The following is an 18,058-nucleotide window of genomic DNA, read 5'->3' as shown; positions in this document are numbered from 1 at the left end:
ATGTCCTCCGCCTCTTCCTCCCAGCGAAAAGCCGCCCCGCCCGCGGGCTGGCTGCGCTCCCTTGCCCGGCTCGTGCGGCCCCCATCGCGCCAGGACATGGTCGGCGGCGCCGCACCCACGCGCATCGGCATCGAAGGCCTGCCCGACGGCGTGGGGCAGTTGCCGCCGCATGTGCCGGTGTCGCTGGTGGCGGCCGACGACAGCAGCGCCGCGCTGTGGTTCCCGGCACTCATCGAGGATGCCGTCGCCGCAGGCCCGGTGGCGCTGGTGGCATCGGGCACCGCATGGGCGGACCAGCTGCTGCTGCGCCCGCCGGTGCGCGAAGCCTACCGCACGGGCCGGCTCAGGCTGTGGGTGCTCTCGCCCGGCCTGCAGGCCGAGGTGCGGCGCCACGGCCTGCCGCCCTTGATGGAAGAGCTCGGGCGCACGGGACTCAAGGACGAACACGCCCTGTACATCTGTGACGCGCAGGGCCTGCTGACGGGCCTGAGCGTGACCGAGCTGGCGCGCGTGAGCCGCCAGCTCAGTGCGCTGTGCCGCGAGCGGCTGCACCCCGTGGTGCTGGGCTTCTTTCCCCCGCTGGAACCCGAGGTGCTGCTGCCTGCGCTGCGCAACCTGTGCCAGATGTCCATGCACATCGCCACGCTGCGCACCGAGGCCGACCGCTGGAGCCTGGGCCTGGAGCGCTGGAACACCGATGCCGGCGCTCTCTTCCAGACCGCCTTCGGCCTGCTGCACGACGGCGCATCGGGCCGCCTGGCCGCCGATGGCACGCGCACCCGCGGCGCCGTGCGCGAGCTGGTCGAGGCGGTGGACCAGTCGGAGGTGATCGCCACACGCGCCTCGGTCGATGGCCAGCGCGGCGTGCCCGGCCACTGGCGCATCGTCGACAGCCTGGCCGACATGGAAGTGGCCGCCGCCGCAAGCGTGGCCGCCACGGTGCTGATCGACGCCGGCCAGGCTTCGGACTTCGAGGCGCGCGCGCGCCTGGTGCACCAGTTGCGCCTGTCGCGCCCGCTCACGCTCAAGATCGTGGTGCGCGAAAACCTGGGCAAGCTGCGCACGCACAGCGAGCAGGCCCTGCTGCAACTGGGCGCGAGCGCCGTGGTCTACAAGGAAGTGGGCTTCTCCCGGCTGCTGCAGCTGCTGCAAGACATCAACGCCCAGAGCCACACGCGCAAGGTACACCCCGACTACGAAGAGGCGCTCGGCAGCTTCATGCCCGCGCGTGAGCGCGGCTACCAGCCGCCCGCGCAGTTCTGCACCCTGGTACGCGGCATGCTGGACCGCACGCACGGCATCGGCCTGTCGCACAGCCTGGTGCGGCTGAACGTGCTGGCGCAGATACCGCACCTCGACGCCCTGCGCGCCTGCCACACCTCGCGCGACGGTGACCTGTTCACGGCCGACCATGATAGCGTCTACGTCTTCCTGTTCGCCTGCCGCGAACCCGACGTCGAGCTGGCGCTCAACCGCCTGTTCACGCTGCCACTGACCCAGCTGTTCTCCAGTGAAGCCACGGACAGCTCGGACACCGGCATCCGCGCCATGCTGACGCCCCTGCAGGAATCGCTGCGCAAGGGCCTGCCCGACTACAGCGCCGCCCTGGCGGACAGCCCCCGGCCCAGCGCTTCACCGGCCCCAGCGCTGGCGGCGCGGGCGGTGGCACCGGTCTCTGCAGCGCTGCCGACCGCGCCCATCCCGGCGCCCGACGCGCCCGGCACCGAATCCCGCCCCCTGCTGCCCATGGCCGCCGGGCCTGGCGTGCAGCACCGGCCCATTGGGCGGCGTGCCGTGCCGCGCCCCTCACCGAGGTCCATGGCATGAAGATCCTGATGGAGCTGCTGCTCTACACCGTGCTGGGCGCGCTGCTGGCCTGGCCCTGCTGGCTGGTGCTGCGCCGCCTGCGGAACGCACGCCGGCCGCTGCGCTGCGTGCAGCCCTACCGCCCTGAGCTGCCGCACCCCGGCGCAGTGACCCCGCCCCGCGCGGAATGACCGAACGAATGAAGAGAGACCCTGCATGCGCGTGATTGCCGTCGTATCGCCGCTCGGTGGATCGGGGCGAACCACCCTGGCCGCCCACCTGGCCACGCTCCTGGCGCGCCAGGGCCAGCCCTGCCTGGCGGTGGAACTGTGTGCCCAGAACCTGCTCGGCAGGCACCTGGGCATGCACGAGCCCAGCGCCCTGGGCTGGGCGCCCCTGGCAGCGGCGGGCCAGTGGTGGGCCGATGGCGGCTTCGACAACACGGACGGCGTCAGCGTGCTGCCCTTCGGCAAGGCGCCGCCTGATGCCATCGAAGCCCTGCACCGGCAACTGCAGGCGCAACCGCGCTGGCTGCTGGACCAGCTGGAACTGCTCGACGTGCCCGACGATTGCACGGTGGTGCTGGACACGCCCGCGTGGCCATCGCCCCTGGCGCGGGCAGCGCTGCGCTGTGCCGATGTGGTGCTGGTGACGCTGGAGGCCTCTGCCCGCGCCTGCGCCGACCCCGCCGGGGTGCAGGCCATGCTGCACGAGGCAGCAGCGGCACCGTCCGACCAGGGCGTGCTGGTGACGCGCTTCGACCCGCGCCGCATTTCGCACCGCGAGGCCCTGCAGACGCTGCGCCAGCAATGGGGCGAACAGCTGATTCCCTACACGCTGCACGAAGACGAGAACATCCCGCGCGCGCTGGCACGCGCGATGTGCGTCCACAGTTTCGCGCCCCAGGCCCAGTCTGCCCATGACCTGCAGGGCGTGTGCAACTGGCTCACCGGCCAGCGCCAGGCACCCCCGTCGATGCTGGTGGCGGGAGCCAGCCGGCCATGATGGCGCAACCCGATACCAGCGCGGCCCTGCCCGCTGACACCCCGCTAGCGCAGGACGCCCGCGCACGGCTGCGCCTGGCGTGGGCCTGGTTGGCGCGCCAGCTCGAAGTGGCACCCGGCGCTCCCTGGTGGATGTGGCTGTGGCGCTGCGTGGTGCTGCCCGCCACCCCGGAGCGCGCCCTGCTGCCCTGGCTGCTGCAGCCGCTGCACTGGCTGTTTGCCGGCCTCGGCTTCGTGCTGCGCTGGGGCTGGAAGGGCCTGGCGCTGGCGCTGACCGCCGTGTTCTGGCCGATCCGGCTGTTCCTGCGCGCCATGGACCGCCTGGCCGCCCACGTCAATGTGGGAAAAGGCATGCGCCTGGCCGACCAGGTGCTGTCCCCTGCCCTGGAGATCCCCGGACTGCGCTGGGCCGTGCTGGCCGTGGGCATGGTGGCCGGCCTGGTCGTGATGACCACGCCCTTCAACTGGTTCGGACAGACCCTGTTCATGCTGCTGTGCTGGAGCCTGTCGCTGGTGCTGCGCCGCCTGCCGGGGCGCTACCCGTCGCTGGCCCTCGCCGCCATCAGCCTGCTGGCCATGGGCCGCTATGCCTGGTGGCGCATCACGTCGTCCATCGAGTTCGACTCGGTCATCGAGTCCTTCCTCGGCTATGGCCTGCTGGCCGCCGAGGCCTACACCTGGCTGGTGGTGGTGCTGGGCTTCATCCAGACCGCCTGGCCACTGCACCGCCGCCCGGCCGAACTGCAGGGCATGCCCGCATCGTGGCCCACGGTGGATGTGTACATCCCCACCTACAACGAGCCGCTGAGCGTGGTGCGCACCACGGTGCTGGCCTCCATGGCGCTGGACTGGCCCAAGGACAAGGTCAAGGTCTTCATCCTGGACGACGGCCGGCGTGAGGAATTCCGCGAGTTCGCCGAGTCCATGGGCGTGGGCTACATCGTGCGCCCCGACAACAACCATGCCAAGGCCGGCAACCTGAACCACGCGCTGGCCAAGACGGACGGCGAGCTGGTCGCCATCTTCGACTGCGACCACATCCCCACGCGCTCCTTCCTCTCCACGGCGGTAGGCTGGTTCCAGCGCGACCCCAAGTGCGCCATGCTACAGACGCCGCACCATTTCTTCTCGCCCGACCCGTTCGAGCGCAACCTGGGCACCTTCCGCCGCGTGCCCAACGAGGGCGCGCTGTTCTACGGCCTGATCCAGGACGGCAACGATTTCTGGAACGCCACGTTCTTCTGCGGCTCCTGCGCCGTGATCCGTCGCGGCCCGCTGATGGAAGTGGGCGGCATCGCCGTGGAGACGGTGACCGAGGACGCGCACACGGCCCTCAAGCTGCACCGGCGCGGCTACACCACGGCCTACATCAACGAGACGCAGGCCGCCGGCCTGGCCACCGAGAGCCTGTCGGCCCATGTGGGCCAGCGCATCCGCTGGGCGCGCGGAATGGCACAGATCTTCCGCGTGGACAACCCCTTCACGGGCAAGGGGCTCACGCTGTGGCAGCGCATCTGCTATGCCAATGCCATGGTGCACTTCTTCTTCGGGCTGCCGCGGCTGGTGTTCCTCACCGCGCCCATGGCCTTCCTGTTCTTCGAGTGGCACATCATCAACGCCGGCGCCGTCATGATCGCGCTGTACGTGCTGCCCTACATCCTGCAATCGAACATCGCCAACGCCCACGTGCAGGGCGAACACCGGCACACCTTCTGGGCCGAGGTCTACGAGACGGTGCTGGCCTGGTACGTGGCCCTGCCCACCACGGTGGCGCTGATCAACCCGCGCCTGGGCAAGTTCAACGTCACCGCCAAGGGCGGGCTGGTGGACCAGCCCTATTTCGACTGGGTGATCTCGCGCCCCTACACCGTGCTGGTGCTGCTGAACTTCGCCGCCTTCGGCATGGGGCTCATGCGCCTGTTCTTCTGGAACACCGAGGAGACCGCCACGGTGCTGCTGAACCTGCTGTGGACCACCTACAGCATCCTGATGCTGGGCGCCGCGCTGGGCGTGGCCTCCGAGGCACGCCAGGTGCGCCGCATGCACCGCGTGTCCACGCAGCTGCAGGCCACCCTGTACCAGGACGACGGCAGCGTGCTGACGGCCGTGTGCACCGATTTTTCGATGACCGGCGTGGGCCTGCAGCTGCCGCAAGGCACGCAGCTCACCGTGGGCGAGCAGGTCCAGGTAGGCCTGTGGCGCGGCGACACCGAGTGCACCTTCCCTGCCACCATCATGCTGCACCGGGGCCAGAGCGCCACGGGCCTGCAATTCGACCCCATGACCCGCGAACAACAGATCGACCTGGTGCAGTGCACCTTCGCGCGCCCAGACACCTGGCGTGAGTGGAACGACAGCCATGACACCGACCGCCCCCTGCACGGCCTGCAGGAGATCGCGCAACTGGGGGTACTGGGTTACCGCAAGTTCTGGGGGTCGCTGGTGGATGCCGCCAGGGCCCGCTGGCCGCTGGGTGCCCAGCGCGGGCAACAGAGGCTGCGCGCATGAGCTACTGGAACCTGTATTTCCTGGCCAAGGTTGGCCTGACCTTCTCCGGCTACATCGGCTTCAACTGGTGGCTGAACCTGCTGCTGTGGCTGGCGCTGCTGCCACCCATTGGCCACCGGCTGCTGCAGCGCACCCGCGCGGTGCTGGCCTGGCCGGCAGCGCTGGCGCTGCTCTACCACGACTCCTATCTGCCCACGCCGGCACGCGTGCTATCGCAGCTCAAGGCGCTGGCCGGCTTCAGCGCCGACTACTGGCTGGAGCTGGCCACGCGGCTGGTGAATCCTGCGGCGCTGGTGCTGGCCATTGCCGGACTGTTCCTGTACGCAGCACTGGCGCGCCGCGTGCGCTTTGCCACGTTTGCCCTGGTCGGCATCCTCAGCGTGCCGCTGGTGGCGGCCATCCAGGAGCACAAGGCCCAGGAAAATGAAGCCGGCGGCACCCTGGCCAGCCAGGGCGATGGCACGCAGCCGGCCGATGCCTCTGACCCCGACGCCCTGTTGCAGAAGTTCTACGCCAGCGAGGGCCAGAAACGCCTGCAGTTCACCTCGGCCGCGGGCAGCACGCCGCCCTTCGACATCATCCTGCTGCACGTGTGCTCGCTGTCCTGGGACGACATGGAGTTTGTAGGCCAGCGCAACCACCCGCTGCTGCAGCGCTTTGACGTGCTGTTCACCAACTTCAACAGCGCGGCCAGCTACAGCGGCCCGGCCTCGCTGCGGGTGCTGCACGGCTCCTGCGGGCAGACGCCGCACAAGAAGCTGTACGAGGGTATCGATCCGCAGTGCTACGTGTTCCCCAACCTGGAAAAGCTGGGCTACCAAACGGCAGGCCTGCTGAACCATGATGGCGTGTACGAGGAATTCGCCCACACCCTGGAGCAGCGCGGGGGCCTGGCCGGAAAGCTGCAGCGCAACCAGGATGCGCCGGTGCACATGCAGAACTTCGACGGCTCGCCGATCTACAACGACTACGCACTGTTGTCGCAGTGGTGGAAGAAGCGCAGCGCCCAGAGCGGCGGCGCGCCCGTGGCGATGTACTACAACACCATCTCGCTGCACGACGGCAACCGCGTGCCGGGCATGAGCTCTCGCAGCAGCCTCGATACCTACAAGCCGCGCCTGGTGCAGCTGATGGCCGACTTCGACAAGTTCATCTCGGAGCTGGAGAGCGCTGGCCGCCCGGTGGTGGTGGTGCTGGTGCCCGAGCACGGCGCCTCGCTGCGCGGCGACAAGATCCAGATCTCCGGCATGCGCGAGATCCCCGGCCCGCGCATCACCCTCGTGCCGGCCGCCGTGAAGCTGGTCGGCATGAAGAAGGCCGCCGACGCGCAGCCCGTCGCGCCGGTGGTGGTGAACCAGCCCATGAGCTACCTGGGCCTGTTCACGCTGCTGGGCGACCTGCTCGGCGACAGCCCCTATGCGCCGTCAGCCCGCCCGCTGTCCGAGCGGCTGCAGGCGCCCGAAACGACGCCTTTCGTCTCGGAGAACGCGGACGTGATCGTGATGCGTAATGCCGCCGGCAAGTACATGATGAAGTCGGGCAATGGGGAGTGGATTCCTTATACCTACTGATGCATCGGGGACCTGGGGCGCTTTGCGCCTGGGTGCAGGCCGGGCAGCCCCAATCTGGTGCAGGGATTGCGCTGGCACAGTGCCGCAGGCCGCCGCTTCCCGCATAATCGGTCGGAGAGCCCGCCACGCGTCGGGCCTCTTTCCTGCCCGCCTGCGGCGCACCCCTCACGAACTCCCGGCTCCTCCCGCATGAACCCACAAGCCCATCTGCTCTGGAAAGCACCCCGTTGGGCCCTGGCGGTGCTGCTGGCGGTGCTGGGCATGCTGGGGCCGTTCTCCATCGACACCTACATCCCGGCGTTTTCGGGCATTGCGGCGGCGCTGGGTGCCACGCCGGTGGAGATGCAGCAGACGCTGTCGGCCTACCTGTTCGGCTTTGCCTTCATGAGCCTGTTCCATGGTGCGCTGGCCGACAGCTTCGGCCGCCGGCCGGTGATCTTGTGGGGCATTGCGGTGTTCACGCTGGCATCGGCGGGCTGCGCGCTGTCGCAGACCATCGGGCAACTGGTGGTGTTCCGTGCGCTCCAGGGCCTGTCTGCGGGCGCAGGCATCGTGGTCTCGCGGGCGGTGATCCGCGACATGTTCCCGCCCGCCCAGGCCCAGAAGGTGATGAGCCAGGTCACGATCTATTTCGGCGTGGCCCCGGCCATCGCACCCATCGTGGGGGGCTGGCTGTTCGTGCACACCGGCTGGCACAGCATCTTCTGGTTCCTGACCCTGGTGGGTGTCGTGCTGTGGACGGCCAACTACCGGCTGCTGCCCGAGACGCTGCACATCGAGCAGCGCCAGCCCTTCAACGTGCGCCACCTGATGCAGGGCTATGTGCAGCTGGGTTCGAGCGCGCGCTTCGTGCTGCTGGCGCTGGCCAGCGGCGTGCCCTTCAACGGCATGTTCCTGTACGTACTGTCGGCGCCCGCCTTCCTCGGGGACCACCTGTCGCTGGCGCCCACGCAGTTCTTCTGGTTCTTCATCCTCACCATCTCGGGCATCATGGGCGGGGCCTGGCTCAGCGGGCGCCTGGCCGGGCGCATTCCGCCCAAGCGGCAGATCCGCCACGGCTTTCTGATCATGTTCACGGTGGCGCTGCTGAACCTGGCGGCCAACCTGCTGTTCCCGGCGCATGTCGGGTGGGCACTGCTGCCGATTGCGGCGTTTGCCTTTGGCTGGGCCCTCATGGTGCCGGTGGTGACCCTGCTGGTGCTGGACCTGTACCCCGAGCGGCGGGGCATGGCCTCGTCCATGCAGGCCTTTGTGGGTTCCACGGCCAACGGGCTGGTGGCGGGTGTGATCGCCCCGCTGGTGATGCATTCGACCATTTTGCTGGCCCTGTCATCCTTGCTGATGATGGGCATCGGCATGCTGGCATGGATCTACCTGCACCACCGCTGGCCCGACATCGGCCGCATGCCCGTCAATCTCTGACCCGCCCCAGCACCGGCCCCGGCATCACGACCCCGGTTGCCGGCGGTCGATGTTCTTTTGCTGGTAGTAGCGGTTCTTTTCCGCGTACATGGCCTGGTCGGCACGGTTGATGGTGGCCTCCACCGCATCGCCGGACTGGCAGCTGGCAATACCCATGGCCAGGCTCAGGTGCTGGCCGGGGTAAAACTGGTTGTTCAGGTCCAGCATGGAGATGATGCGCTCCTGCAATGCCAGGGCGCCGCGCTCGTCGGTGCCCGGCAGCAGCACGGTGAACTCGTCGCCACCGATGCGTGCCGCGCAGGCCGGGGCATCCACGGCCTTGGCCAGCACCTCGCCCACGCGGCGCAGCATGGAGTCACCGGCCGCATGGCCCTGCTCGTCGTTGACGACCTTGAGGCCGTTGAGGTCGATGGCGATGACGGACAGCGGCCAGGGCCCCTTGCGCGTGAGCCGGTTGAGCTCTTCGGCATAGAAGGCGCGGTTGCGCAACTGGGTCAGCACGTCGTGCTTTCCCAGGTACTCAAGGTAGGCCTCGGCCTTCTTGCGGGCGGTGATGTCCACCAGCGACAGCAGCACAAGGCCCCAATCGTGCCGGTGGCTGTCGGGCACCGAGAACTGCATGTGGATGTTCACCGCATCGCCCGAGAGCGAATAGTTCACCACCTCGCGCTGCTGGAAGGTCTTGCCCTCCCACAGGTCCTGCAGTTGTTCGCCGAAGGATTCGTGCATCTCGCCACGGAACACGCGGCCGATGCTGTTGAGCAGCATCTCCTTGCTGGAGGCTCCGAACATGCGCAGGGTCTGCTGGTTCACGTCGATGACGCGGATCTCCTGCATGCAGCGGGCCACGAAGTCCGGGTGCACCTTGAGGAAGGTCTTGAAATCGCCGATGCCCTGGGCACGCACGCCATCGAGCAGGTTCTTGACCGCGCTGAAGTCCTCGACCCAGAGCGACACGGGCGAATGCTCGAACAGGTCGCGCGCGTACTGCTCGCTGCGCTGGATGCGGCGCGCATCGTTGAACTGCACGGTGTTGTCTTCGAGCGAAACGAGCACACGGCTCCAGTCGTGCTCGTGGCCGGGCAGGATGCGCGCACGCACCTGCACGTCCAGGCGCCGGCCATCGAGTGTGTAGTTCACCGTCTGGTTGGAGAACTCCAGTTGCCCGTCCCACAGCTGCGCCAGCTCGTGCGCTGCGGTATCGTGCCGGTCGTCGCGAAAGACCTTGTCCAGGTTGGCGACCAGGTGCTCCAGGCTGTCGGCAGAGAACAGCTCCAGGGTGCGGCGGTTGACCTGAAGGACGCGCAAGGATGCACTGCACTGACGCAGGCGGGCTCGGTCCTGGGCCAGATGAGCACGGACATCGGTCACCCCTTGCGCGCGCCAGCCGTCGAACAGCTGCTTGAGTTCGCTGAAGTCCTCAAGCCACAAGGACACGGGCGTCAACTCGAACATGTGCTCGTAATCGGCCCCCGAGGATAGAGATGACACCACGAAAATTTCCTCCGTGGACAATTATTGACGACATGGCCAGGGAAAACCGGGCCTGTGCAAGCTGCCGACGCAAAAAAGGGCTGGCACCTTGCGGTGCCAGCCCTTCATGACCCTTCAGACCAGGGTCTCTGTGCGATCAGCGTGCAGGACGGGCAGGACGCTTGCGTGCGTCGTGGGCCACGAACGGCTTGGCGCCGCCAGCACCGGCTGGCTTGGAGAATGCGGGCTTGCGGGGAGCGAAGTCACCACGCGGTGCACCGGCGTCGGCACGGGGGGCAAAGCGGCCCTGGCCCGCGTCACCGAAGCCTGGCTTGCGGCCATAGCCATCGGCATCGCGGCGGGGAGCGCCACCACCAAAGCCACGGTCTTCACGGGGAGCGCCGTAGCCGCCACCACCGTTGCCACCCTGGTAGCCACCTTCACGGCCGCCACCCTGGGGGGCGGCGCCGCGGTTGTCGCTGCCACGGCCGGCAAAGCCGCCGCCAAAGCCACCACCGAAACCGCCACGGTCGTTGCCACCGCGGTCATTGCCACGTGCGGGGCCGTTGAAGCGGCCGCGCGATGGGTTTTCACGGTTGTCGTACGAACGGCCGGGGGCGCCACGGCCACCACCGAAGTCGCCACCGCGCGGTGCCTGGGGCGAGCGCTGCGTGGGTTCCATGCCGGCGATCACTTCCGACTTGAACTGCTGGCGGCTGTAGCTTTCGATGTCGAAGATCTTGCGACGATCGCGGAACTCGGCGAAGGTCACAGCCAGGCCGTCGCGGCCGGCACGGCCGGTACGGCCGATGCGGTGGGTGTAGTCCTCTGCCTTCATGGGCAGGCCGAAGTTGAACACGTGGGTAATCGTGGGCACGTCGATGCCGCGGGCGGCCACATCGGTCGCCACCAGGATCTGCACCTGGCCGGCGCGCAGCGCCATCAAGCGGCGGTTGCGCAGGCCCTGGCTCAGGGCACCGTGCAGTGCCACTGCCGAGAAGCCTTCTTGTTGCAGGTCGTTGGCCAGGCCGTCGCACTCCACCTGGGTGCTGGCGAAAACGATGGCCTGGTTGATCGTGGTATCACGCAGCCAGTGGTCCAGCAGCTTGCGCTTGTGCTGGGCGTTGTCGGCCCAGTACAGCATCTGCTTGATGTTGGCGTGCTTCTCTTGCGGAGAATCGATGGTCACCTTCTGCACCGACGAACCGCCGTCGTGCATCACGCGCATGGCCAATTGCTGGATGCGCGGCGCGAACGTGGCGCTGAACATCATGGTCTGCTTGCGCTGGGCGGTCAGCTGGTTCAGTTCGGCCAGGTCGTCCGAGAAGCCCAGGTCGAGCATGCGGTCGGCTTCGTCGACGACCAGGAATTGCACCTTGTCGAGCTTGATCTGCATCGAGCGCTGCAGGTCCAGCAGGCGGCCGGGGGTGGCCACAACCAGGTCGGCGTTCTGCAGCTTGGCGATCTGCAGTTGGTAAGGCATGCCGCCCACCACGTTGGCAACGCGCAGGCCACGGCAATGCTTGACCAGGTCGATGGCGTCGTGCGCCACCTGTTGCGCCAGTTCACGCGTGGGGCACAGGATCAGAGCGCCAGGGGTGGCGGCCTTGAAGTTGCGCGAGCTGGTAGGGTCCTTGCGCTTGGCGCGCTTGGGAGCAGGTTCGCCACGCTCGGCGGCTTCGGCCACGGAACGATCGAAGGCAGCGCGTTCTTCGGCTTCGGCAGCGGCTTGCTGGTTGATCAGCGTGTGCAGCACGGGCAGCAGGAAGGCGGCGGTCTTGCCCGAGCCGGTCTGGCTGGAGACCATCAGGTCGATGAACTTCGAGGCATCGCTGCCCATGGCCAGGGGAATGGCCTTGAGTTGCACGCTGGTGGGCTGGGTGTAGCCCAGGTCGGCCACGGCCTGCACGAGTTCAGGGGCCAGGCCCAGTTCCACGAAACCATTGGGTTCGGCGGTCACGGCGGCATCGGCTTCAGCGGCGGATTCCACCACGGCGTCGAGGGGGAGGGACTGCACGGAAATGTCGGCAGCAAAGGAAGTGTCGGCAGGCGCGAATTCGCCCTGCACCAAGGAGGTGTCGGTCATGATTTTTCTCTCACGAAGACGGCCGCAGGCGGAGCCCACGGTTGGCTTCGTTAAATGGTTAAAAAACATCAACCATCAAACGAAACCTGCGCTGACTCAGAAGGTCAAGGCGGGTGGGCGTTATTCGCCAGTCCTGCACTGTCTTGGACAGTCGGCTGGCAAGCCCGGTGTGTGAGGGGAGATGCACAATCTGCGAGGGATTCCTGCGCAGCCAGCGATTATGACACGATTAAGGGTTTCCCCGCAATACCCCTCAACTTCGAAAACTTGCAAGCCGCACAGCCTCATCCCGTGACCGGGAAGGGAGCCCGAGCGCCCCGGAGATTTACTTCACGTCCACGGACAGCAGGTGCTGGCGGTAGTGCGCGAGCTCGTCGATGGATTCGTGCACATCGGCCAGGGCCGTGTGCTTTTGCGCCTTCTTGAAGCTGCTGTAGGCCTCGGGCTTCCAGCGCTTGGCCAGCTCCTTGAGGGTGCTCACATCGACGTTGCGGTAGTGGAAGAACTGTTCCAGTTTGGGCATGTAGCGCACCAGAAAGCGCCGGTCCTGCCCGATGCTGTTGCCGCACATGGGCGCCTTGCCCTTGGGCACGTACTGGGCCAGGAAGGCGATGATCTGCTGCTCGGCCTCGGCCTCGGTCACGGTGGACGCCTTGACCTTGTCGATCAGGCCGCTGCGGCCGTGGGTGCCCTTGTTCCAGGCATCCATGCCATTGAGCAATTCGTCCGACTGGTGGATCGCAAACACCGGGCCTTCGACGCGGGGCTCCAGGGTGGGGCCGGTCACGACCACGGCGATCTCCAGCAATCGGTCGGTGTCGGGCTCCAGGCCGGTCATTTCGCAATCGAGCCAGACCAGGTTCTGGTCCGATTTGGCGAGCTTTACGGGGGTGGGGTTGTTGGCTTCTGACATGGCGCGCATTGTCTCCTATCCCCTAAACTCCCCGGTACATGCCGAACACAGAAGACTTCTCCCCCTCGATGCTGCTCACGCTGGCCTTTGCCGCGGCCCTGGTCATCGGCCTGGCGCTCAAGTTCTGGCTGGCCAGCCGGCAGATCCGCCACGTGGCAGGCCACCGTGCCAGCGTGCCGGCGGCGTTTGCCGAACGCATTCCCCTGGCTGCGCACCAGAAGGCGGCCGACCACACCATCACCAAGGCACGCTTGGGGCTGCTGGAAATGGCACTCGGTGCCGCCGTGCTGCTGGGCTGGACGCTGCTAGGCGGCCTGGATGCCCTGAACCAGGCGCTGCTCGCCGTGCTGGGCGGCGGCATGTGGCAGCAGCTCGCCCTGCTGGCGGCATTCGCGGCCATCAGCGGGCTCATCGACCTGCCGCTGTCGCTCTACCAGACCTTCGTGGTGGAGGAGCGCTTTGGCTTCAACAAGATGACGCTGCGCCTGTGGCTGGCCGACGCGCTCAAAGGCCTGCTGGTGGGCGCCCTCATCGGGCTGCCCATCGCGGCGCTGATCCTGTGGCTCATGGGCGCTGCCGGCCCGATGTGGTGGCTTTGGGCCTGGTGCTTCTGGATGGGCTTCAACCTGTTGCTGATGGTGGTTTACCCGACCTTCATCGCGCCGCTGTTCAATAAATTTCAGCCGCTCGAAGACGAGTCCCTCAAGGCGCGCGTCACCGCGCTCATGCAGCGCTGCGGCTTCTCGGCCAAGGGCCTGTTCGTGATGGACGGCAGCCGCCGCAGCGCGCACGCCAACGCGTACTTCACGGGCTTTGGCGCGGCCAAGCGGGTGGTGTTCTACGACACGCTGCTGCGCCAGCTCGCGCCCGGCGAGGTGGAAGCCGTGCTGGCCCATGAACTGGGGCACTTCAAGCACCGCCACATCATCCAGCGCATCGTGGGCCTGTTCGCCATGAGCCTGGCGGGCTTCGCGCTGCTGGGCTGGCTCTCCAACCAAGTGTGGTTCTACACAGGCCTGGGCGTGCGGCCCAGCATCTCGCTCGACGCGGGTGTGGCGTCCGCCCCGAACGACGCGCTGGCACTGCTGCTGTTCATGCTGGCCGTGCCGGTGTTCACCTTCTTCATCTCCCCGCTCTTCGCGCGGCAGTCGCGCCGGCACGAGTTCCAGGCAGACGCCTATGCCGTCGCCCAGGCCAGTGGTGCGGATCTGTCTTCGGCCCTGCTCAAGCTGTACGAGGACAACGCCTCCACGCTGACGCCCGACCCGCTCTACGTGAGTTTCTACTATTCACACCCGCCTGCCACCGAACGGCTGGCACGCATGCACACACCGACACTGACACCATGACAGCCCCCTCCTCGATGCTCAAGAAAAAAGACTGGTCGGCCATCACGCGCCGCGCGCTGACGGCGACCGAGGTGGTCACCCAGCTCGCCAAGCTGGAGGGCTGGAGCCTGACCGGCGATGGCGCCAACGTGGCCATCGAGAAGACCTACCACTTTGCGAACTACCACGAGACCATCTCGTTCGTGAACGCCGTGGCCTTCGTGGCCAACGCGCAAGACCACCACCCCGACCTGTCGGTGCACTACAACCGCTGCGTGGTGCGCCTGAACACGCACGACTTGAAAGGCATATCCAGCACCGACTTCGAGTCCGCCACGCGCTTCGACGCACTGGTCGCTTCATGAGGCCGCAACACCATGGCTGAGCGCAGCGCCCTCATGGAAGGTACGGTGGTCGCCAGCCACGGGCGCCACTGCATGGTCGAGACCCCCGATGGCGAGCGCCGCATCTGCCACCCCCGGGGCAAGAAGAGCCAGGCCGTGGTGGGCGACCATGTGCTCTGGCAGGCGCCCCCGCCCGGCCAGGGCGAGGAAGGCACCATCGAGAAGGTCAAGGAGCGGCGCAACCTGCTCTACCGCCAGGACGAGATCCGCACCAAGTCGTTTGCCGCCAATCTGGACCAGGTGCTGATCCTGATTGCGGCGGAACCGGTGTTCTCCGAAAGCCAGCTCTCGCGCGCACTGATCGCGGCCGAGGCGGCGCGCATCCAACCCATCATCGCGCTCAACAAGAGCGACCTGATCGAACCCTTCGCGCGGGCCTGGGAGCGGCTGCTGCCCTACCGCCACATGGGTGCAGGCAAGCACTACGGCGTGCTGCCGCTGTCGCTGCGCCTGTCGAGCGACGTGGACCGGGCCCTGCTCATGGAGCACCTCACGGGCAAGACCACCTTGGTGCTGGGCCCGTCAGGCTCGGGCAAGAGCACGCTGATCAACCTCCTGGTGCCCGGCGCCACGGTGCTCACGAATGAGATCTCGCACGCGCTGAACTCCGGCAAGCACACCACGACCAGCACGCACTGGTACTGGATGGACAAGGAGCGCACCACGGCGCTGATCGACTCGCCGGGCTTCCAGGAATTTGGCCTGCACCACATCGCACCCATGCAGTTGGCTGCCTGCATGCCCGACATCGCGGCGCACGCCACGGATTGCAAGTTCTACAACTGCACGCATCTGCATGAGCCCGGCTGCGGGGTGATCGATGCGGTCAAGCGCGGGCCTGCGGATGATGGCATCAGCGAGAACCGGTATCGGATCTACGGGGATCTGTTTGCTGAGTTGAGCCATACGCGGTATTGAAGTTTCGGCTTCTTTGACGGTGTTTGCTTCTGCTTTTGCTTTGAAGGCGGAGGCCGGGTCTCGGCCCGGCGGCCGAGGCACTTGTTCTTTGCTTCGCCAAAGAAAAGTGCCCAAAAGAAAGGCGACCCCGCTGCCCGTGTCCCCACTCGCCCGGTGGGCGAGTGGGGCAGCCTGCGATGCTCGGTCCTGGGGTGCACCGCGGAACTCGCTGCGTTCCCCCTGCGGGTGAACTCCGCTCGGACAACCGCGGTGAGTCAGTTCACGAGGCGCGTGTCCTTCGGCACGCGCTCACCCCAGGCCCTGCGCTTCTCGGCACGGTCAGAAGGGGGTGGGAGCGGGCTCCATACGGGCCATTGCTTCGCTCGGCCTGTGGTCCTTCGCTGCGCTCGGCTCGCCCAGGCGGTCGCCCAACACGTCGGCAGCGCACAGCGCGTAACCGACACCCGGCGCCGCTGCGAAGCAGCAGCCGTCCTTGTCCCCGCTCCCCACCCCTGCTGGCTGCGCCGAGAAGCGCAGGGCCTGGGGTGGGTGCGTGTGCCGCAGGACACACGCACTTCGTCCTCTGGCTTGCCGCAGCTGTTTGAGCGGAGTTCGAAGAACGCAGCGAGTTCTGCGGCACCACCCCAGGTCCGAGCATCGCAGGTTGCCCCCGTTCGCCCGACAGGGCGAACGGGGGACGCAGACTGGGGGTCGCCTTTTCTTTGCCTACTTTCTTTTGGCGAAGCAAAAGACAAGTAGGTGCGCCGCCGGGCGCACATCCCGGCCTCCGCACCCAGCACAGGCATGCCGCACAAACAAGCCTGCCAGCCAGCGAAGCCCCGAGGAGAGACCCGAGATCAGCCCAACAACCGAGCCAGAGTCAACAAAGCCAGCAGCAGCATCCACACCACCACCGACCGCCAAACCAGCCCTACGACACTGCGCAGATGCCCCACTTCAGGCTCGCGCCCCGGGGTAGCGTCACTGTCCCCCATGTCCGCATCAATCTCCAACCCCTGCGGCGTATGCAGCACCGACCGGGCCTTGAGCGCCTCGCCCCCCAAACGGACGTTGATGGCCCCGGCCGTCGCCGCCAGCACCACCCCGTCGTTGTCGTTGGGAAAGTGCTGCGCATGGAAACGCCAGCCCTCGATGGCCTCCTCGAAACTGCCCACCACCGCAAAGCTCAGCGCGGTGAGGCGCGCAGGCACCCAGTCGATCACCGTCCAGGCCTGGGCCGAAGCGCGCTGCAGCGATTCGCTCGCGGGCTGCGCCCCCATGCGCTGGCGGTAATGCCAGTAGCGCGAGGCGAATTCAGCCAGCCGGTACAGCACCGCCCCCGTAGGCCCCAGGCCCAGGGCGGCCAGCACCGAGAACCAGGCCAGCACGCCGAACACGTGGCGATGGGCGGCCAGCACCGAATACTCGATCACATGGCGCACGATCTCGCTGCGCGGCAGCAGGCCCACATCCACCTGCTGCCAGTGGGCCAGGCGTTCGCGGGCCGCGTCTTCATCGCCTTCTTCCAGCGCATCGCGGATGCCGGTGAAATGGTGGCTGAACTGCCGAAAACCCAGGGTGACATACAGCACCGCCACGCTCCAGAGCACGGCGAATGGCCAGCCCAACCCCCACAGCAGCAGCAAGTGGATGGCCAGCACGACCAGGGATGGGACGAGCGCCGCCAAGCCCCAGGCCACCCAGCCGTGGTGCGACTTGCCAGCGTCGAAATTGCGGCTCACCGACAGGGCCCAGGCACGCAGGCCTGCGTGGATGGGGTTGCTGCGGGCCAGCGGGCGGGCCTGCTCGATCAGCAGAGCGAACAGGATGGCGAAGAAACTCATGGGCGCCAATGATACTGGCGTGGCGGCCAGCGGGGAGGTGTTTGTGCAGGAGGCGCGTGAGCCCCCGCAGCCTCACGCCATCATGAAACGGTAGAAGTTGCGCAGCATGCCCGCCGTGGCGCCCCAGATGTGGTGGTTCTTCTCACCGTCCTGGTAGGGCATGGAGAACCACTCGCGGGCCACGCCCTCCCACTCCAGCCGGTGGCGCTGGTGGTTGGCCGGGTCGAGCAGAAAGGCCAGCGGCACCTCGAACAGATCCGCCACCTCGTAGGGATTGGGCGTGAGCACGCAGTCGGGCTGCACCAGCGCCACCACCGGTGTGATGATGAAGGAGGTGCCCGTCACGTAGAGGGGCAAGGAACCCAGCACCTCCACGTACTGGCGCTCCAGGCCCACCTCCTCGAAGGCCTCGCGCAGCGCGGTGTCGGCCGGGGTGGCGTCCTCGGGGTCGGCCCGGCCACCGGGAAAGGCGATCTGCCCCGAGTGCGTTGACAGGTGCGCCGTGCGCTCGGTCAGCAGCACCATGGGCTGCTCGCGCAGCACGATGGCCAGCAGCACCGAGGCATGGGCCGGCTCGCGCTGGGCAAACTTGCGCTCCAGCACCACCTCGGGCTCCCACTGCGGCGGGTGCGCAAAGCGCAGGCGCAGCGCCTCGGGGGTCTGGGCCGCCAGCGGCACCGCAGGCAGGTGCACATCCACCCCCACCACGGGCACCTTGCGCGGATCGAAATCGGGCAGCGTGGACAGGGGCGGGATGATGGAGGACACGGGGCTGATCGGTGGTTTCACTGCAGTCGGGATG

General features: G+C 67.4%; 14 protein-coding genes. 9 read left to right on the top strand and 5 right to left on the bottom strand.

All coding sequences use genetic code 11. The features are described 5' to 3' along the window. The 6 genes from bcsE (at position 1) to QYL93_RS02480 (ending at position 8,311) form a co-directional block, all read left to right on the top strand. Entirely contained in the window at positions 1-1,827 is a 1,827-nt protein-coding gene (gene bcsE / locus QYL93_RS02505) for a cellulose biosynthesis protein BcsE (protein ID WP_305742164.1), read from the top strand. Continuing rightward, the gene (locus tag QYL93_RS02500) at positions 1,824-1,997 is read left to right on the top strand and encodes a hypothetical protein (protein ID WP_305742163.1); all 174 of its coding nucleotides are present in this window, start codon (positions 1,824-1,826) and stop codon (positions 1,995-1,997) included. The genes bcsE and QYL93_RS02500 overlap by 4 nt, the downstream gene beginning before the upstream one ends. Before the next feature lie 25 nt (positions 1,998-2,022). Next, entirely contained in the window at positions 2,023-2,811 is a 789-nt protein-coding gene (gene bcsQ, locus QYL93_RS02495; protein ID WP_305742162.1) for a cellulose biosynthesis protein BcsQ, read from the top strand. Next, on the top strand, positions 2,808-5,318 hold the full coding sequence (gene bcsA, locus QYL93_RS02490) for a UDP-forming cellulose synthase catalytic subunit (protein ID WP_305742161.1): 2,511 nt from the start codon (positions 2,808-2,810) through the stop codon (positions 5,316-5,318). Before bcsQ ends, bcsA begins: the two co-directional genes overlap by 4 nt. After that, on the top strand, positions 5,315-6,889 hold the full coding sequence (gene bcsG, locus QYL93_RS02485) for a cellulose biosynthesis protein BcsG (protein WP_305742160.1): 1,575 nt from the start codon (positions 5,315-5,317) through the stop codon (positions 6,887-6,889). The genes bcsA and bcsG overlap by 4 nt, the downstream gene beginning before the upstream one ends. A gap of 189 nt (positions 6,890-7,078) precedes the next feature. After that, positions 7,079-8,311, top strand: coding sequence for a multidrug effflux MFS transporter (locus QYL93_RS02480; RefSeq protein ID WP_305742159.1), 1,233 nt, complete (start codon positions 7,079-7,081; stop codon positions 8,309-8,311). Between the two features lie 24 nt (positions 8,312-8,335). Here QYL93_RS02480 and QYL93_RS02475 read toward each other — a convergent pair whose 3' ends face one another. The 3 genes from QYL93_RS02475 to orn form a co-directional block, all read right to left on the bottom strand. Beyond that, positions 8,336-9,805 (bottom strand): GGDEF domain-containing protein, encoded by a 1,470-nt coding sequence (locus QYL93_RS02475; protein WP_305742158.1) that lies wholly within the window; start codon positions 9,803-9,805, stop codon positions 8,336-8,338. Between the two features lie 136 nt (positions 9,806-9,941). Continuing rightward, positions 9,942-11,870, bottom strand: a complete 1,929-nt coding sequence (locus QYL93_RS02470; RefSeq protein ID WP_305742157.1) for a DEAD/DEAH box helicase — start codon at positions 11,868-11,870, stop codon at positions 9,942-9,944. A gap of 325 nt (positions 11,871-12,195) precedes the next feature. Further along, positions 12,196-12,783, bottom strand: coding sequence for an oligoribonuclease (gene orn, locus QYL93_RS02465; protein ID WP_305742156.1), 588 nt, complete (start codon positions 12,781-12,783; stop codon positions 12,196-12,198). 38 nt (positions 12,784-12,821) lie between these two features. Between orn and QYL93_RS02460 the strand changes: the two genes are divergently transcribed. Genes QYL93_RS02460 through rsgA form a run of 3 tightly spaced genes read left to right on the top strand, consistent with a single transcriptional unit; the run spans position 12,822 to position 15,433 of the window. Beyond that, positions 12,822-14,132, top strand: a complete 1,311-nt coding sequence (locus QYL93_RS02460) for a M48 family metallopeptidase (protein ID WP_305742155.1) — start codon at positions 12,822-12,824, stop codon at positions 14,130-14,132. Continuing rightward, positions 14,129-14,476 carry a 4a-hydroxytetrahydrobiopterin dehydratase gene (locus tag QYL93_RS02455; protein ID WP_305742154.1) on the top strand — a complete coding sequence of 116 codons (348 nt, stop codon included), beginning with the start codon at positions 14,129-14,131 and terminating at the stop codon, positions 14,474-14,476. The genes QYL93_RS02460 and QYL93_RS02455 overlap by 4 nt, the downstream gene beginning before the upstream one ends. 12 nt (positions 14,477-14,488) lie before the next feature. Continuing rightward, a complete protein-coding gene (gene rsgA, locus QYL93_RS02450) occupies positions 14,489-15,433 on the top strand; it encodes a ribosome small subunit-dependent GTPase A (RefSeq protein ID WP_305742153.1) in 945 nt (314 codons plus the stop codon). Positions 15,434-16,269: 836 nt separating this feature from the next. On the opposite strand, the gene QYL93_RS02445 is transcribed toward rsgA, so the two are convergent. Together QYL93_RS02445 and QYL93_RS02440 are read right to left on the bottom strand one after the other, a co-directional pair. Further along, complete coding sequence (locus QYL93_RS02445; protein WP_305742152.1) at positions 16,270-17,256, bottom strand: CobD/CbiB family protein; 987 nt, start codon at positions 17,254-17,256, stop codon at positions 16,270-16,272. 72 nt (positions 17,257-17,328) lie between these two features. After that, positions 17,329-18,024 carry a CoA pyrophosphatase gene (locus tag QYL93_RS02440; protein ID WP_305742151.1) on the bottom strand — a complete coding sequence of 232 codons (696 nt, stop codon included), beginning with the start codon at positions 18,022-18,024 and terminating at the stop codon, positions 17,329-17,331. Positions 18,025-18,058 lie beyond the last annotated feature (34 nt).

The sequence above is a fragment of the Acidovorax sp. A1169 genome (genome assembly GCF_030704685.1).
Classification (GTDB): Bacteria; Pseudomonadota; Gammaproteobacteria; order Burkholderiales; family Burkholderiaceae_C; genus Acidovorax.
This window is presented reverse-complemented; position numbering and strand designations above follow the sequence as displayed.

Excerpts from the sequence above, each read along its gene's own strand:
- bcsE (WP_305742164.1), top strand. The coding sequence starts at position 1 with ATGTCCTCCGCCTCTTCCTCCCAGCGAAAAGCCGCCCCGCCCGCGGGC.
- QYL93_RS02500 (WP_305742163.1), top strand. The coding sequence starts at position 1,824 with ATGAAGATCCTGATGGAGCTGCTGCTCTACACCGTGCTGGGCGCGCTG.
- bcsQ (WP_305742162.1), top strand. The coding sequence starts at position 2,023 with ATGCGCGTGATTGCCGTCGTATCGCCGCTCGGTGGATCGGGGCGAACC.
- bcsA (WP_305742161.1), top strand. The coding sequence starts at position 2,808 with ATGATGGCGCAACCCGATACCAGCGCGGCCCTGCCCGCTGACACCCCG.
- bcsG (WP_305742160.1), top strand. The coding sequence starts at position 5,315 with ATGAGCTACTGGAACCTGTATTTCCTGGCCAAGGTTGGCCTGACCTTC.
- QYL93_RS02480 (WP_305742159.1), top strand. The coding sequence starts at position 7,079 with ATGAACCCACAAGCCCATCTGCTCTGGAAAGCACCCCGTTGGGCCCTG.
- QYL93_RS02470 (WP_305742157.1), bottom strand. The coding sequence starts at position 11,870 with ATGACCGACACCTCCTTGGTGCAGGGCGAATTCGCGCCTGCCGACACT.
- orn (WP_305742156.1), bottom strand. The coding sequence starts at position 12,783 with ATGTCAGAAGCCAACAACCCCACCCCCGTAAAGCTCGCCAAATCGGAC.
- QYL93_RS02460 (WP_305742155.1), top strand. The coding sequence starts at position 12,822 with ATGCCGAACACAGAAGACTTCTCCCCCTCGATGCTGCTCACGCTGGCC.
- QYL93_RS02455 (WP_305742154.1), top strand. The coding sequence starts at position 14,129 with ATGACAGCCCCCTCCTCGATGCTCAAGAAAAAAGACTGGTCGGCCATC.
- rsgA (WP_305742153.1), top strand. The coding sequence starts at position 14,489 with ATGGCTGAGCGCAGCGCCCTCATGGAAGGTACGGTGGTCGCCAGCCAC.
- QYL93_RS02445 (WP_305742152.1), bottom strand. The coding sequence starts at position 17,256 with ATGAGTTTCTTCGCCATCCTGTTCGCTCTGCTGATCGAGCAGGCCCGC.